The following is a 17,403-nucleotide window of genomic DNA, read 5'->3' on the forward strand; positions in this document are numbered from 1 at the left end:
AGCAGGACCGGCCTACTCTCCCAGCTGCTCGACGCACGCCGACCGGATTTCCTCCAGCAACTCTGGGTAGTGCTCGCCGTACGTATTTACCGCGTGCCACACCGCGTCCAGTGCCGCCTTCAGCGGGTCGGGCTCGGCAGCGGCCAGTACGGCAGGAAGGGCGAAGTGCGGCTGCGAGATTCGCTCGGGTCCGCGCGGAGTGCCGGAGGTGTGCACTACCACGGCAGCACCTTGCCCCACGCCTGCGGTCGGTGTCGTGCCATGACTGGCGGGCCCAGTCGGTACAAGCGCGCCCAGTGCCTGGCCGAGGCCCGGCAGCCTTGACCGGTTTTCCGAATCCGTGGCCGGGACCCACGTCCATTCCGCCGCCGCCGGGGGCGTGGGTGGGCGATATGGCGGTCGCCCGGGAGGTATCGCCTCGAGCACCGACCGCCTCGGGACCTGCGGGTCGGACCGCAGGTTCTCCCACAGCCGGGCTGTGTCGTCGAACGGCGGCGGCAGCGGACGTTTCTGCGTCAACGCGGTGAGCGCCTGGGTAACCCACGGAACGTCGGTCAGGCCCGCTGCCGCGCAGGCCCGCCGGGCAGCTAGCGACGCTACCGTACGCTGGACCTCCGGACCCGCGGCGTCGAGGGCGTGCACCAGGTCGCTGTCGAAGCGGAGCAGACCGCGGACATTACCGCCGACGCCGCGCAGCCCCTCGCTCGGCAGTTGCCCGCCCCACTCCCACTGCTCGCGGTGCAGTCTCCGCTCCTCGGCGGCCCGTTCCTCCGCCTGGCGGGCCAGGCGTTCGGTCTCGGCGCGCTGCTCGGAGGTGGGTGGTGGCGGAAGTTCGCGCGCGTAGCGGTGCCAGTAGGCGGCGTTCTGTGAGGTCTGGCGGACCACGCGGTCCGCACGAGGCGGCGCGGGCCAGAACTGCAGGAGGTAGCTGTCCGCCTGTGGCTTCCCGACTACTCTGGTGTCGAGCTTCCGTCCCTCGTCCATCCTCTGGGCGCAGTACCGCACGCGGTAGTCGGTCTGGTCGAGATTCAGGTCCCACGCGGCTTCGCCCGCCCACTGCACCAAACTGGTGCGTTCAGACATCGGCCGGAAGGACACCTCCACCACGTCCTCCCAGATCGGGTCCAGCGGAGGATCTTCGTCGTGGACCTCTACGACGAAGCCGACGTTGCCTGTGTGCAGTCCGGTGATCAGCCAGAGCACGCCCGGGACTGCGGCCCCGCACAGCCCCCCGCGCTGGCCTGCGAACGCCTCGGAAAGATCCGGGATCGCACTGTCCGGATCGCTCTCGACGTAGATCTGACTGTAGTGAACGTGCACCTCGCCTGTGACTGGCCTGCGCACAGCACCCCTCCCTTTGTAGCCGACGGCCTTGAAACCCCTCGGTCGGACGGGCCGTCAGGTGCCCCGCATCATGCCGCAGGCCACTGACAACAGGTCCGGCCATAAGACGGACTTGGCCGCTGCCAGCCTGTCCCGCTGTCAGCAAGAGCCGCCCGGACATGAGAGGCGAGCAGCACCGCGAACACCATGGCGAAGACAGCTCCCGACGTCATGACCGGTCACCCCCACGGATGCACTCTGGGACGAGGTGCTGACGTTGGACAACCGAGACAGCCGGGAGCTCCAAGGAACACGACCGGCACCTAGGACCAGCCCCTGACCGAGACACATAGGAAGGTGGACACTACGTTCGCCGCGTTAACCCACTATCGGTGATCGGCCTGTCCGGCCAACCGGCCCGACAGGCCGCCGCACGTACCGTCGGCCCGTGCCGTCGACACCTCGGCGTCGCCCCCCCCGGTCGGGCGAACAGGACGAGCACGCCTCGGCGCCGATCCCGAGGAGGCTTGACCACCACCATCCGCCTCGTTGTGATGGTCTCGGTCGGCCACTCGCGATCCTTTGACACCTGGACAGCGCCACGACAGCATCTGCGCACGCCCGCTCCTGGAACGTATCCGCGTCCCGCGTACCGGCTTTGACGGCCACGTTGCAGGGCCGACGAACGCATCGCGGACAAGGCTTACAGCTCCCACGGCTTCCGCGCCTGCCTGCGCAAGCGCGAGATCGCACGTGTCTCGCTGTGAGCCGACGGGCGAACGCTTCCTAGCGTGCCGGGCCGGCCGCGTTCGGCCGCGGACGGGAACTTCGTGTCCGGCCAGGGGCCCATCACCACACGGAACTCTCCTCTGCGTGACGTCATCCATGACCCGGCGAGCGAGCACTGGTCACGCTCTCCATCAGCCGCTCGACGCGCTCGCGCTCATGCACCACGCCGTGCATGTCGAACGCCTCCATCGCGTTCTCCAACAGGGCACGTGCTCTCCGTGTCTCGCCGGCTCGCAGAAGCACCTCGGCGAGGCTGACTCGGACGGAGGCCGCGCCGACCTGGTCGAGTATGCCTTCACGGACGGCAAGAGCCCGTTCGAACAGGGACGTGGCCTCAGCAGGCCGCCCCAGTTCCACGTGCACGCGTCCGAGATTGTGCAACAGATGCCCCTCACCAATCACGTCACCCTCGTCCACGACCATGCCCAGGACTTCGGCCAGAACCTCCCGTGCGTCATCGAGTTGCCCGCGATGCATGTGGAGTTGGCCGATTCGCTGCATCGCGCGGGCTTGACCACCCACATATCCGAGGTCGCGCCAGGTCTGCAGTGCCTCGCGTAGTTCCGCTTCCACACGTCGGCCGTCGCCCTGCCGGAGCAGGACGACCGCCCGTGCTGTGAGAACAGCGGCGCGCGCCCAGGCGTCATCGATCGCTTCGAAGTCACGTTCGGCCTGTTGGTAGAGTTTCATCGCGGCTGTGTCGCGGCCGGTGAGTTGCTCCAGAGTGCCGAGATCCCTTCGACACAGGCCCAATCCTTTGCGGTGACCCAGCGTTTCGAAGATCTCCTGCGCCGACGTCAATGCCTTCCGCGCCTCGGGTAGTTGCCGACGATCGATGTACAGGGATCCGAGGGAGGCGAGCAGGGCCGCCTGACCCACATGGTTGTCTGCCCGGCGAACCGCGGTAAGAGCCTTGCAGTGCGTGCGGGCCCAGTGGTCCAGATATCCACGTGCCTCGTAGAACGGAGCCAGATTGACGGCAAGTTCCCATGCGTATTCGTCTTCGTCCTCGGTGGCGAGGCTGTCCACGGCCAGGCCCAGGTTCTCCCGTTCGCTGTCCAACCACTCCATCGGTTGGGAGAGAATGACTTGGGTGTGGCTCTTCGGCGGGTCCCAGTGCGGAGCCGACCCGCTGAAGTAGTCATATCCGAATGCGTGCCTCTGTGCTTGGGCGACCAGAGAGAGCCAGGCTCCGCCCACGCGCCGGATCGCAGCACCCCGCTCCGCCTCGTCGGACTCCGCAACCATGCGTTCGCGGGCGAACAACCGAACGATGTCATGGAACCTGTAGCGGAGCTCTCCGGCTGCCCCGTGTCCGGCGACGTCGATCATCTGAACGTCGGCCAGGGGTTCGATGATGTCGGACGGGAAGGGTGAGGAGTCGTCCAGCAAAGCGCCGCCGACCCAGCTGGGAAAGGTGGACCCGTTGGTCAGGCTGAGGAGGCGCAGCAGCTTCCTGCTGCTGTCCGGCAGTCCGTTGTATGTGAGGGAGAGGCTGGCCCGCACGGTCATTTCACCATGGGCCAGTTCGTCGAGTCGGCGACGCTCGTCGGCGAGGCGCTGCACCATCGACGCCAGTGACCAGTGCGGACGGGCCGCCATGCGCGCTGCCACGATGCGCAGAGCAAGCGGAAGACCGTCGACTGCACGGGCCAGTGCCTTGGCCGCTTCGGGTTCGCCGTTCACACGGCCTGAGCCGATGACGTTGTTGAGGAGTTCCAGTGAATCCTGTTGGTCCAAGGTGTCCAGGGGCACACGGTAAGCGCCGGGCAGCGCGGTCAGCCGAGCCCGGCTCGTGATGAGAGCACTGCACGACCGGCTCCCGGGGAGCAAGGGGAGAATCTGCTCCTCACTTGCGGCGTCATCCAGAACCACGAGGATCCGCCTAGTCGCCAGCAGGCTGCGGTAGATCTCCGCCCGCTCCTCAAGCGAATCCGGGATGGCCGGTCCAGGCAGGCCTAGCGCGCGCAGAAAACGCCCCAAAACTTCCCGTGCGCTGACCGGATCTGAGCGGCCACCGCGAAGTTGACAGAAAAGTTGGCCGTCTGGGAAGTGGGCGTCGGCCAGCCGGTGCGCGACCCTGGTGGCGAACGTGCTCTTTCCGATGCCGGGACGGCCGGTGATGACAACGATTCCAGTGGCTCGATCGGGCTGAGCGCTGGTCAAGACCTCTTCCGCCTCGGTCACCAGCCCTGAGCGACCGACGAAGTCGGCGGTGTCGATGGGGAGTTGCCGAGGGATGACGAAGCGCGGATGCTCGAGACCATTGTCGGACGGCGGTATGTCATCCGGTTCCTTGACAGGTCTGGCCTCACGTACAGGCACGGCCATGGTGATGGCGTCCGGCTCATGTCGCAGATCCGGGTCGTCCGTAATGATCGCCTGTTCGAGGCGGCGTAGATCCTGGCTGGGTTCGAGACCTAACTCCTCCTGGAACAACGCGCGGCCCCGTCGATACACCTCCAGGGCCTCCGCCTGCCGCCCGGAACGGTACAGAGCAAGCATCAACTGACTGCGGAAACGTTCCCGCAGCGGGTTTTCCTCTACGAGGCGGCCCACTTCAGCGGTCAGCTGATGGTGCCGGCCGAGACTCAGTTCCAACTCGACGATCGTCTCGGTGGCCGCGAGACGCTCCTCGTCTATCTGCTGGGCGACCCGGGCGAGGAGCTCGCTGGAGATGCCGTTCAGGCAGGGGCCGTTCCACAGAGCGACGGCCTTGCGCAGTCTCTCGGCCGCGTCGGACGTCCTGCCACCACCGACCAAGGTCCGGGCTTCGACGACGTCATCGCGGAAAACGTTCAGATCCAGGGCGGTGTTCCCGATCTGTAGCAGGTATCCCGCCGACCGGGTCACGATAGTGGCTTCAACATTGCCTGCGGCCAGTGCCTTTCGGACACGTGACACACATATCTGCACCTGAGTACGGGCCGTCTCGGGTGGGTCCTCGGCCCATAGCAGCCGAATCAGGTGATCGCTGCTCAGCAGCCTGCCACTCTCCAGGAGCAGGGCCCCGAGAACAGCTTCCTGCCTGCCGGGGGTTATGGGCACGGAGTGATCGCTGCTGAACACCTTGAGCTCGCCCAAAACCTGAAAGGTGAAACTCACCGCAGGCTTCCATGATTCGAGGTGTACTGCTTCATGACCCCTCCGACCTCACACAGGACGTGCCACTTTGTCGCTCTGATCAGTGTAGGTGCCAAGATTCACCCCCTGATCGTCGTGAGCAGTAGGTGAACACCCGGCACCCGCGGCCGTGATCCGTGCTCACCCATCCGACTCGGTGTGCATCTCGACGTTTTGCGCCCTGACCTCCGCATTTGTGCGGCCCGCACGTGGGCACCTGTGATCATGAACAGACCACAAGCTGGGCATCAGCTCGGCCGGAATGGCCTGGAGATAGGGGCGAGTTAGCGGACCGGCGGACGATGGCGTGAGGAGCCGATGGTGCGGCCCCCGCCGACACCAATGGACAGGGAGTCAGTCAGGCAATGAGGAAAATCGACAGCATCGGGAACCCTCCGACAGGTGCAGCGGTAACCGCAGAAGGCGTCAAACATGTGATGCTTTCCTATCATTATCTAGACATTGGTGATATCGATGGATACGCGTCACTCCTGACGAAAGATGTAACGCTCAACAGTCCGGGCGTAGCGTCACACAGCGGGCGCAATGCCGCAGCGCAGGCCCAGGCTGCTCAGGCAGACCTTCTTTCCCGGCACGAACTGGCCACCGTGGTGGCTGACGACCGCACCGTGGTGGTGATCGGGCGGTTGGTACGGGCAGTGCCCGGCGCACTCGAAGTGGCACCGCGCGAACTGGACTTCGCGGATGTGTTCACCCTCTCCGAGCATGGTCTGGTTCGCAGCTGTCGCCGGTATTGCTACGTTCCGCCCGTGGGCAAGATGGCGGCCACAGGGGGACAAGAGAGCTAAGAGCGCTGGTCGCGGGTGCTGCTGAGGGGGTCGGTGCTGCCGGTGCCAAGGTGGTTCACAGCCATGCCGGAGTCATGCCGGGATGAAGCTCGGCCACCAGGATGGGACGTTGCCCGGGCAGAGCGGGGCGGGGTAGGAGTTGGGCATCCCTAGCCATGTGACAAGGAACCAGGTGAACCACAAGGTGAAGACGAGCCCTGCCATCAGGGCTGTCCTGCGATGACGTCTTCCGAGGGTGCTGTGCAGGACCACCCACGGAACGGCATCGGCGACCCATATGAAAGGCGCAAGAAACAGCAAGGTCATGCCGTTGGATCCTGGGCTGCTGCCGACGTCACAAGCAGCCCATGCCCTCCCAATCGCAGCGATGGTCACCACTGCGGTCAGCCCACCGAAGAGGACACCCCACCCGATTCCGCTGAACCACCGGCTCGGAGGACGCGACGGCTCCGCTCCCACGATCATCTCCCCCCGCCTCACCCTGGCTGCGGAGACTACCAACGCTCTGAAGCAGCCCGCTGGGACCCGCCTGCCCCGACACCGGTCAGCCGTTCTTGGGTTTCCGAAGCCGCCTCCAGCAGATGAGACCGCAGGCCGATGAGACGAAGACGTGCTGGAGCTGGGTTGCTTGGACTCGCCCGAGCGCACATCTTGGTCTTGCTCGACACGCCGAGGATCCACCCCCGGTGAGCTGGGGAACGGTGATCAACCATGAGGCGGCGAACCACTCCGGGCCTGCCGGACTCTGAGGTGGCCTGGTTTTGGTGGAGCGACCTCGCTGGACAGATGATGTCGCCCACCCTCAAGGAGGCTTCTGGGCCTCGCAGTTGGACACAGACAATCTACGGCTGGCCGCGTCGGTATGTCATCGGCATGGGACAGTTGCCCGGACCAGCCAGCGAGGTCCCGCCAAACCCGTAGAACTGAGCTGCCCCCGGCTCCGTGGCGTCCGCGGCTACGGCATGAGGGCCCGCACGCCGGTTACTGCTAAGACCAATCCGAGGACGGCGAGCAGCACTCCTGCGACGCGCTGATCGGCAGGCTGTGCTGGGGGCAATGTTATCCGGCGCAGCCGCTGCGGCAGCTGATCGCGCTCCGCCGACAGGAGTTGGTGAAGGCGGGTCACCATCCCCCGATAGTCCATGGCCCACAAGACTCCGAAGTTCAGGGCGAGAAGCCCCAAGGCGATGAGCACTAACGCTGCCATCAGATCCCGTCCGTCAGACGACATTTCGCAGCCAGTCGTGCGTGTCAGGGTCCCGCCCGTACTGGATGTTCAGTGGCAACGCACGAAGCGCCGACGTCACCTTACCGAGCTCCCCGTAAATGCGTAGCCTACGGCCTTGATGCCCATGACTGGCGTGATGACCGCGGCGGTACCCGCCGCCGTCACCTCCGTCACGGTCCCGTCGGCGAGTCCGGCGCTCAGTTCCGTGAGGGGAACGGCCCGCTCAACTGGCGTCATACCCAACTCGGGGCCAGCGTCAGGACGGTGTCGCGGGTAACCCTGCGAGGATGGTGCCGAGCGCCCGGCATCACCAGCTCGCCTCTGGCGGTGACGAGGAAGCGGTTCACGGCGCCATACTCCTCGATGCATGCCTCCTCACCCGCACCATCCAGGCAGCAGACCTGATCGCAGCCGTGTCGCTCCGCCTCGGTCTAGGCCGCCAGCTCGCGCCATGGTTGCCCCCGCATTTTGCGGCACCAGTGCCGTCGGCCGGCGCCGGGTGCAGGAGGTGTTCACCCACAGGCTCACGCAACCGGCGTGTACGGCGGAAAGTGGGGCGTGAACGGCTGTCTCAAGAGCCAGTCCGCGGTCCTGGTCACGGTCCGCGAGGCGCTGCGCCAGCTGCTGGTGCAAATGGAGGGGCATCGACAAGACCGGACTCGATCTCCAACCGCCGTAACTCCAGCCACACAAAATCCCTGGACGTGGTCCGGCACCGCATACGGACCCCACGCCCCCCGTCATCGGATGCCCCCTGGAAACCGTGGCTGACCCTATGTTCGTGGCGCCTTGTGACCGGACGGGGGCCGTAACGGTGGTAATTGCCGATGTCCGCGACAGACCGTCCACCAGACCATGAATCCGGCAGCGGATCAAGAAGGTGGCGCCGTTGACGGATCCACCCTGTTCTCTCGTTGAATTGAGGTGGATGTGCCATGGGCGTTGGCGGTGAGAGCCAACTGCGTCCCACTGGCGAGCAGGAAGATCTCTGGTACGCCCGGCAATCCGCTCTGGCCGGTCCGACAGCGACAGCGCTTGTCGCGACAGCGGCCGCACGTGTCCGCTCAACCCACGACGACGATGCCTCGCAAACGGTCGACGTCAAGGATGGGCGGCTGCCCGACGTGATCCAACCGGCCACCTGTCGGGAGCCTGATCCGTGGCCCCATCCTGGTCGGTCACTCTCTCTTCGCTCTCCGAGGTGGAATCCGACGAACGGGAGTAATGCGACTCGGACGACTTCGAGGCAAGGGCCAGGCCCACTGGGCCCAGCGGTTCGCCGACCAGCCCGCAGTCGTCTCACCCGCCGGACGCACGGCGCAGGTGTCGCACCACATCCCGCGGGACGGGACACGTCAGCAGCGGGGCAGCCGGGCGTCTGCGCGTTCCGGTGCGTGAAAGCGGGCGTTGGCCCGTCCTCGCCGCTGACGCCGAGCCCCGACGTACCGCGCGCGGAGCCCAGACCACTGCGCCCTCGTCCGGATGCAGTTCGACCACATGCCCTGAACCGTCGAGCCAGGGGGCCCGTCCGACTGCCCGGCTGCGGTAACGCCCAGCGGAAGGCCACTCCCCATAACTCCCGCTCGCGCATGTCATGTGTGAGCGGAAGGACAACCGACTCCGCAAAGGAAGATCTGCCATGAGCGCATTCGACGAACTCCACGTCGACCACGTCGGCCTCGCGGTCGATGATCTCGCCCGAGCTACCGAACTTTTCACGAACGGCTATGGGCTGAGCGTCCAGGCCCGTGCCGCGAACGCGCCCCTGGCGGACGGCGTGCGCACGGTCGCCCTGCGCAGGAAGGACATCCGTATCGTCCTGACCGAGGTGCAACATGCCGACCACCCGGCCGCGGCATTCGTCCAGCAGCACGGGGACGGTGTGTTCGATATCGCGCTAGGCACGCCGGATGCCGTGTCGGCGTTCAACGAGGCGGTACGGCGCGGTGCGCGGCCGGTGGCCGCGCCGGCAGAGCACGACGGCGTGGTCACGGCGTCCGTGACCGCGTTCGGCGACGTGACGCACACCTTCGTCCAACGCCCCGCGCAACCGGACGATGTCCGTCCTGCAGAGTCCGGACACGACGTCGGCCTGCACACGATCGATCACTTCGCGGTATGTCTGGAGCCGAGCCATCTCGAGCCCACGGTACGGTTCTACGAGACCGTCCTCGACTTCAAGACGGTCTTCACGGAGCACGTCGTCGTAGGCGCCCAGGGGATGAACTCCACCGTCGTCCAGAGCCGGTCCGGCGCAGTGACGCTCACCCTCATCGAGCCCGACCTGTCCAGGCGCCCCGGCCAGATCGACCAGTTCCTCAAGAACCACGGCGGGGCGGGAGTGCAGCACATCGCGTTCGCCACCGATGACATCGTGCGGGACGTGGGTCTTCTGAGTGGGCGGGGCATCGAATTTCTGACGACGCCCGGCACCTACTACGACTTGGTGCCGGGCCGGCTGCGGCCCGTCCAGCACTCCGTCGACCAGCTCCGGGCGCTGAACATCCTGGTCGATCAGGACCAGGACGGCCAGCTCCTGCAGATATTCACCCGGTCCACGCACCCTCGCGGCACCCTGTTCTTCGAGGTGATCGAGCGGCTGGGCGCCCGTACATTCGGCAATGGCAACATCAGGGCGCTGTACAGCGCCGTCGAGCTGCAGCAAACCCGGGATGAGGCAACGAGGTGAATGAGCCCGACCGGGGCAGGGACCACGGTCCACTGATCTGTGTGGCGGACGTCGAACGGCTGGCAGCCCAGCGGCTGCCGGCCGAGGTGTGGGATTTCGTCGCGGGTGGCAGCGGTGACGAGTCGGTCCAGGCCGCCAACCGGGCGGCACTGGACCTGGTACGTCTGGTGCCCCGGGCTCTAACCGGAGCCGGCATCGCCAAGACTTGCGGCCAACTGCTCCTCGCCGACGCAGCGATGCCGGTTGTGGTGGCACCGATGGCCTATCAGCGGCTGCTGCATCCGAACGGTGAACTCGACGCGGCACGGGCCGCTCGCACCGCCGGCGTTCCCTACGTGATCCCCATGCTGAGCAGCTACCCGCTGGAGGAGATCGCCGAGGTCGGCGGAACAGTCTGGTTCCAGATGTACTGGCTGCGGGACCGCGGTCTGCTGCTCGACCTCGTCCGCAGGGCGGAACACGCCGGGTGCGAGGCGCTCGTCGTCACCGCCGACGTCCCTGTCATGGGCCGTCGGCTGCGCGACCTGCGCAACGGCTTCGCGCTGCCCGCGTCCGTGACCGCCGCCAACCTCGGAGCCGAGGCGGTCACGGCGACGCACACCCGAAGGAGCGGAACCTCGGCGGTGGCCACCCACTCGGCCACGGCCTTCGACCCGACCGCTGACTGGGCGGACGTGGAATGGCTGCGCGGGCACACGGATCTGCCCATCGTGCTCAAGGGCATCCTCGACCCTCGGGACGCCGTCCGGGCGGCGGAACTCGGCGCCGAGGCCGTTGTCGTGTCCAACCATGGCGGCCGCCAGTTCGCGGGCGCGGTGCCGAGCATCACGGCGCTGCCGCCGGTGCTTGACGCCGTGCAGGGACGCTGCGCCGTGCTGCTCGACAGTGGTGTCCGCTCCGGTACGGACGTCCTGCGGGCCCTCGCCCACGGCGCGGCCGGTGTCATGTACGGCCGACCCGTGCTGTGGGGCCTGGCCGTGGATGGCAAGGCGGGCGCCGGCCTCGTGTTGGATCTGCTCCACACCGAGCTGCGGGAAGCGCTCACACTGTGCGGCTGCGACAGCGTCGCCGCAGGCCGAGACCTGACCGTCATGCCGGCCTGACATCCAGCCCGCCACTCGATGGAGAGTCAGGCAGAGCATGGGGGACATTCGGGGCGGCCCCCTCACACCGGATGCCGGTCGGCGCCGTCGGCGCCGTCGGCACCGTCGGCACCGTCCAGGGCCGCCCTCCAAGCACGACGTTTCACGCCTGCAGGACTTGTGCTTCCCACCACGGCCGATCCAATCGTGGCCCGGTCTCCGCGCCGGCCGGGTCCCGTAGATCAATCTGTGGCCTTGCACCGCGACAGGGGCCCCGAGGGCAGACCCCCTCGTCCCCTCATGGTCTCTACAGGCGATTTGAACCGCGGGCGGCTGAATGTGACGCGGTGTGCGGACCTTTTGCCGGACTGGCGTTCCCCCGGGCCGGAGGGGCGGATCGTCCTGGAGGTGGATGTCGGCAACTGGCTGCGGCCGGACGCGCATAGCAGCACGGACCGGCTGTCCTGCCCCACCTGTGGCAGGGGAAGAGGCTCGGGCCAGATGATCCCTGGCCGGCCCTGCTCGTTCGTAGCGGCCTTGGAACCGGGCGGACCTCATGGACCACCATCCTGGATGTGATCCGGCTCCATCCCTGTGACGACGAGAGCACCGTCACGGCGGCCCAGATCCGGGAGGTGGTCCAGCGCCATGCGTGGCGGGCAGTGGACGGACGGGGACCTTCCCGTCCTGGTCGTCGTGGATGCCGGTCATGGCGTCACCCGTCTGACTTTCCTGCTCTGCGACCTGCCTGTCGAGCTGTTGGGACGGCCGCGGTCGAACCGTGTCATGTACTTCCCGCCGCGGGGAGGGGTCGCGTCGCCCCGTCCCAGCGACCTGGCAAGCGCGGGCACATACCCGAGCGCGGAGCGGAGCGCAGGTCCGAGGACCCCGCCACCTGGCCCGCCCCGGCAATCGTCACGGTCACGGAGGCCACCCGCTACGGGATGGTGGTGGCCGGTGCTTAAGGTCACCGCACGCGCCGCTTCCGTCGCTCCGTGGGTCGACCATCCCCGAGGGTGAACGACCGTGCCGCTCGGGAAGAGACGATTCTCGCGGGCCGGCCGGGTCGGTGACCGGCCGGCGGTGCCGCCCGTCCTCCATCACCTGCTCTGGCGGCGGCTTTTCCATATCGCCCTGGACAAAGGGACGTGCGGGCCACGCCACATGGTCAACATCGCGGACACGTGGAGGCGGGCACGATGGGGCGTCCCGGCCGCCGGGCGAACGGGCGCGGCCAGACCGCGACGCCGCCGGCTGCGAGGACCCGGGGCTTCGAGGGGGTGAGGCCGGGGCGGGAGTCCCGGCCTCACCGCACTCGGGTGAGGGTTCAGGCGGCCAGCACAGCCGCTACCGACGCCGGGTCGTCACGGAAGTAGAAGTGACCGCCGGGGAAGGCGTGCCGGCGTACCGTCACGCCGCTGTGCAGGTCCCACGCGCCGAGTTGGTCCATGGTGAGGCTGTCAGCCTCACCGCCGAGGACGACGAGCGGCACCGGGAGCGCCCTGGATTCCCGGTACCGGTAGTTCTCCAGCAGGGCGAAGTCGGCGCGAAACGCGGGCAGCAGCACCGCCAGCAGGTCGGGGTCGGCGGCGATCTGGGGCGGGATGCCTCCATAGCGCTCGCTCAGGACCGCGACCAGTTCCTCGTTCGGCAGGCCGGACAGCGGAGCCTCGTGGCGCGGCAGGTGAGGGGCCGGGAACGCCGAGACGACGAGCCGTTCAGGCAGAGGCAGGCCGCGGGCGGCCAGTTCGCGCGTCACCTCGAAGGCGACCAGCGCGCCGAGGCTATGGCCGAAAAGGTCGTAGGGGGCGACGAACTCCGTCTCCGCGAGCAGGGCGCGCACCACGGCATCCATGTCGGTCAGGGCCGGTTCGGCGACGCGGCTGCCGCGTCCCGGCAGGCAGATGCCGTAGATCTGGGTGCCGGGCAGGTACTGACCCCAGCGGACGTACTCGCCCGGGAGCCCGCCCGAGTGGGGGAAGCAGTACAGATGGCGCTCCGCGGTCGTCGTGGTGGGACGACCGTTCAGCCAGGGGTTGCGCCGAGCGGGAGCGACGCCGAGGGGCGGGGCGGGAAGGGACGTGGTCATGAGGCGGGGTTCTCCTTGGTCTGGACGGGAGCTCCGGCCCCGCGCTCCTCGATCAGCGTGGTGAACGCTGACGGGGTCTGGAAGCGCAGGACGTCCGAGGCACTGACGGTGACGTGGAAGGTGGAGCCGGCCCAGGCAGCGAGCTTCGTGGCGGTCAGCGAGTCGCCCCCAAGGTCGAACAGGCCATCTCGCGGGTCGATGTCCGGGCAGCCGAGGGCCTGCCCGAAGGCGGTGAGCACGGCCTGCAGGACGGGCGGACGCTCCGGTGCGGGAACGCCGCTCGGTGCGACGGCCTCTGTCGGTACGACGGCCTCTGTCGGTGCGGCGGCCGAGGGCGCGGGCGCCGCGGCGGCGGGCGTGAACCGGACCGGTGGCGGCACAAGGTGGTGGCGGCGTTCGAACGGGTAAGTCGGCAGCGCGATCCGGCGCCGGGGCCCGTCACCCTGGAGGGCAGCGAAGTCAGGGTGCGCCCCTCGGGCCCATATCTCACCGACACCCGCCAGCAGTACCGTCGTCTCCGACGCCTCTTCAGCCGGGTGCGGGGCGAGGTGTACGACAGCCTGCTTGTTGTCATAAGCGGCGTGCTGGCGGGTCAGCGTGGCCAGGGTGCGGCCGGGGCCGATGTCGACGAGGACGCGGTCCGAGGCACCGAACAGGGTGTCCAGCGCTTCGCCGAACCGGACGGGTTCGCGCATGTGCCGCACCCAGTACTGCGAGGTGCGCACGGCCTCCTCGTCGGCCCATGCGCCGGTCGTGTCCGAGAGCACCGGCAGCGTCGGCCGCTCGCGCGGCAACGCCTCGACGGCCTCGGCGAAGCGGCGGGTGACCGGGTCGACCAGGGGTGAGTGGCCCGCGGTGGCGATGCGCAGCACCCGCGCCTCCAGCCCGCGGTCGTTCAGCTCCTGTGCGAAGCGCGCCACGGAGGCGGCGGGACCGGTGACCGTGCACTGGCCGGGGCCGTTGACCGCGCCGACGGTGATGTCTGCGGGGAGCAGCCCCAGTACGTCCGTCTCGGACAGACGCACCGCGGCCATCGCGCCGGCCGGCACGGTGCCGAGGAGTCGTCCCCGTTCGGCGACCAGCCGGGCCGCGTCCGCCGGGGCGAACACGCCGGCCGCACAGGCCGCGGCGTACGCGCCGAGGCTGTGTCCGGTGACGGCGCTCGGCCGTAGGCCCCAGGAGTCCAGCAGGCGGGTGGTGGCGTACTGCACGGCGAACACCGCCGGCTGACCGACCTCGATGGTCGCCAGCCGTTCGGCCGCCGCCGCTCGTTCGGCGTCCGTGCGGGGGTAGAGGACTTCGCGCAGGTCCACGCCGAGCGAGCCGGCGACGGCGTCGGCCACTTCATCCAGAGAACGGCGGAACACGGGCTCGCCGTCGTACAGTTCGGCCGACATGCCGGTGTGCTGGCCACCCTGGCCTGGGTACATGAAAACCAGTTCGGCGTCGGAGAGCGCGCTGCTCGCCGCGGGGTCGGTGGCACGGCTCCGCAGCGCGGTCACCGCGTCCCGCGTGCCGGAGGCCACCACAAACCTGCGGTGGGCGTGGTGCGTCCGGCCGTCCTGGAGTGTCCATGCGGTGTCGCCCAGGTGTGTCCCCGGGTGCGCGGCGAGATGGTCGGCCAGGTGGTCCGCGACCGCCGCGGCGGCTGCCGGGGTCCTGCCGGAGACGATCAGCAGCTGAGGGCGGCTGGAGGGCACGGACTCCTCGCGGGGCGGGGCCTGTTCGAGGACGACGTGGGCATTGGTGCCGCCGACACCGAGCGCGTTGACGCCGGCGATCCGCGGTCCGTCCGTCGGCCAGGCACGGGTGGTGCCGCTGACCTCGAAGGAGGAGGTGGCGAAGTCGACGGCCGGGTTGGGCCGCCGGTAGTGCAGGGTCGCCGGAACTACGCCGTGTTCGACGCTGAGGACGGTCTTGATGAATCCGGTGACGCCGGCCGCCGCGTCGGTGTGGCCGATGTTGGTCTTCACCGAGCCGATGAGGCAGGGGGCTTCGCGGCCCTCGCCGGAGCCGAAGGCGCGCGTGAGTGCGGCAACCTCGATGGGGTCGCCGAGCGCGGTGCCCGTGCCGTGGGCCTCCACGTAGCCGACCTCGTGGGGGTCGATGCCGGCGATCTCGTGGGCGGTGCGGACCACTTCGGCCTGGCCCACGACGCTGGGGGCGGTGAAGCCTGCCTTGTGACGACCGTCGTTGTTGACGGCCGAGCCGCGGATCACCGCGTGGACGTGGTCACCGTCCGCGAGGGCGTCCGCCAGGGGCCGCAGGACCACGACGCCGACCGCGCTGGCGGAGACAGTGCCGTCGCTGTCGGCGTCGAAGGCGCGGCAGTGCCCGTCGGCGGCAACGATGCTGCCGGGCGTGTAGCGCAGGGCGGGCAGATGGGGCACGACTGTGGCGCCGCCGGCGACGGCCAGGTCGCACTCGCCGTTCAGCAGCGCCTGGACAGCGAGGTGGACGGCGACCAGTGAGGTGGAGCAGGCGCTCTGCACGGTCATCGCGGGACCGGTCAGGTCCAGGTGATAGGCGATGCGGGTGGCGGCGAAATCGGGGGCGGTGGCCTGGCGCAGACGCCATTCGTCGAGGAACGGCATCTCGTCGATCCGGGCCCGGACGGCCTCCGCGTAGCCGTTGCCGCCTGTTCCGACGTACACGCCGGTCACCGGGCGGTCCACGCCGCCGTGCCCAGCCCGCTCGAGGGCCTCATGGGCGCACTCCAGCAGCAGTCGCTGCTGCGGGTCGGTGATCAGCGCGTCGTGGGCCGATAGTCCGAAGTACGCCGCGTCGAAGTCGCCGACACCGTCCAGGGCTCCGTAGGCGGGGATGAATTCGGGGTGAGCGGGGTCGGCGCGGTCGGGGAAAACGGTGACCGACTCCCGGGCTGCGAGCAGGTTCTCCCAGAAGCGCTCCACATCAGGAGCGCCGGGAAAACGGCCGGCCATGCCCACCACCGCGACGAGGTGGTCTTGGTCTTCCTGTGCGTCGTGCGTCATCGGGAGTCCTTCACGGAGCGAGTGGAAGAGGAAGGAAAAGAGGAAGGGGGGATCGCGGGCTCCCGGTTGCCCATGGCGCCGACGACGAACAGGACGGCGGCGAGAGCCTGAAGGGCGGCCAGCCCCCAGAAGGCGGGGATGATCCCCGCCTTCTGGGCGACCGTGCCGGACAGAAGCCAGCCCACCGTGCCGCCCACGAGCGCCAGGGCCGCCGCGACTGTGAGCGCCTCGGGCCGCCGGTCCCTGGGGATCCGCAGGACGCGGACGGTCGCGACCGGCGAGGAGGAAACGCCGTTGAGCAGGCCGGTGAGAAGCAGCAGGCAGACCAGGCCCGGCAGTCCGGGGTCCAGCGGAAGCGCGACGAACGCCACGCCGAGCCCCACCCGGCCCACGAGGGCGAGGGTGCGGGCGGGTACCCGGCGCATCAGCCGTCCGGCCAAGAGGGTGCCGGTCAGGGCTCCGCCGCCGAACGCGGTCAGCAGCCCACCGGCCACGACGGACGATCCGCCTTCGCGGGTCACCGCGATCACCGGGAGGAGCGCGAACAGCGCCTGCCAGGCCATCTCCCCGAGCGCCAGGCCCGCGGACCAGTTACTCAGCAGCCGGTCCTTCAGCAGAAGTCGCAGCGCGGCCACCGGCGAGCGGCGGGACACGGGCACCCGCAGCGGGGCATCCGGCAGGAACCGGCTCAGCAGCAGCGCCGAGGCGGCGAAGGACACCGCGTCCATGAGAAGCACGACGGGGGCGCTGAACAGGGAAATCAGGAGGCCGCCGAGCGTGGGGCCCAGCAGGACGCTGAGCCGGGTCGCGCTCTGCAGGGCGGCGTTGGCCTGGCCGAGGAGCCGTTCGTCCTCGCCGACGACGTTCGGCAGGCTGGCCTGCTGGCTCGCCACGTACGGCGCGTAAAAGGCGCCCATGGCGAACATGATGACCACGAAGGTGGCCGTGTTCAGGCAGTGCAGGTAGTACAGCACCGGAAGCAGCGCCACGAGCGGGCCACGGACGGCGTCCCCGATGAGCATGATCCGCCGGGCACCGATCCGGCCGGTCCAGGCGGCGCCGAAGAAACCGAACACCGCGACCGCTGCGAGCTGGGCCGCCATGATCAGTCCCATGTCACCGGCGGAGCCGGTCAGTTGCAGCGCCAGCCAGGGCATGGCGACGGCGCTGAGCTGCGTACCGAGCATGGACGTCGTCTCGGCGGCGAGGAGGACGCGCAGGGTGGGATGGCTCCAGACCCCGGGCGGTGATCCGGCCTCAGTGGCTTCGATGGTCATG

Annotated in this window: 8 protein-coding genes; 3 read left to right on the forward strand and 5 right to left on the reverse strand. The window is 68.6% G+C overall.

What is annotated here, in order from left to right:
• Positions 1-12 precede the first annotated feature (12 nt).
• Positions 13-1,344 carry a hypothetical protein gene (locus M2163_RS01085; RefSeq protein WP_280892880.1) on the reverse strand — a complete coding sequence of 444 codons (1,332 nt, stop codon included), beginning with the start codon at positions 1,342-1,344 and terminating at the stop codon, positions 13-15.
• An 858-nt stretch (positions 1,345-2,202) separates the two neighbouring features.
• Complete coding sequence (locus M2163_RS01090) at positions 2,203-5,217, reverse strand: BTAD domain-containing putative transcriptional regulator (protein WP_280892881.1); 3,015 nt, start codon at positions 5,215-5,217, stop codon at positions 2,203-2,205.
• 383 nt (positions 5,218-5,600) lie between these two features.
• Between M2163_RS01090 and M2163_RS01095 the strand changes: the two genes are divergently transcribed.
• The 3 genes from M2163_RS01095 to M2163_RS01105 all read left to right on the forward strand — a co-directional run bounded on the left by M2163_RS01095 (position 5,601) and on the right by M2163_RS01105 (position 11,064).
• Positions 5,601-6,044 (forward strand): nuclear transport factor 2 family protein, encoded by a 444-nt coding sequence (locus M2163_RS01095; RefSeq protein WP_280892882.1) that lies wholly within the window; start codon positions 5,601-5,603, stop codon positions 6,042-6,044.
• A 2,867-nt stretch (positions 6,045-8,911) separates the two neighbouring features.
• Positions 8,912-9,961 (forward strand): 4-hydroxyphenylpyruvate dioxygenase, encoded by a 1,050-nt coding sequence (gene hppD, locus M2163_RS01100; protein ID WP_280892883.1) that lies wholly within the window; start codon positions 8,912-8,914, stop codon positions 9,959-9,961.
• A gap of 41 nt (positions 9,962-10,002) precedes the next feature.
• A complete protein-coding gene (locus tag M2163_RS01105) occupies positions 10,003-11,064 on the forward strand; it encodes an alpha-hydroxy acid oxidase (RefSeq protein WP_280892884.1) in 1,062 nt (353 codons plus the stop codon).
• Positions 11,065-12,370: 1,306 nt separating this feature from the next.
• Here M2163_RS01105 and M2163_RS01110 read toward each other — a convergent pair.
• Genes M2163_RS01110 through M2163_RS01120 form a run of 3 tightly spaced genes read right to left on the reverse strand, consistent with a single transcriptional unit; the run spans position 12,371 to position 17,402 of the window.
• On the reverse strand, positions 12,371-13,132 hold the full coding sequence (locus M2163_RS01110; protein ID WP_280892885.1) for an alpha/beta fold hydrolase: 762 nt from the start codon (positions 13,130-13,132) through the stop codon (positions 12,371-12,373).
• Positions 13,129-16,125, reverse strand: a complete 2,997-nt coding sequence (locus M2163_RS01115) for a beta-ketoacyl synthase N-terminal-like domain-containing protein (protein WP_280892886.1) — start codon at positions 16,123-16,125, stop codon at positions 13,129-13,131. The genes M2163_RS01110 and M2163_RS01115 overlap by 4 nt, the downstream gene beginning before the upstream one ends.
• A complete protein-coding gene (locus M2163_RS01120) occupies positions 16,122-17,402 on the reverse strand; it encodes an MFS transporter (protein WP_280892887.1) in 1,281 nt (426 codons plus the stop codon). Before M2163_RS01120 ends, M2163_RS01115 begins: the two co-directional genes overlap by 4 nt.
• Position 17,403 lies beyond the last annotated feature (1 nt).

The organism is Streptomyces sp. SAI-135, from assembly GCF_029893805.1.
Classification (GTDB): Bacteria; Actinomycetota; Actinomycetes; order Streptomycetales; family Streptomycetaceae; genus Streptomyces.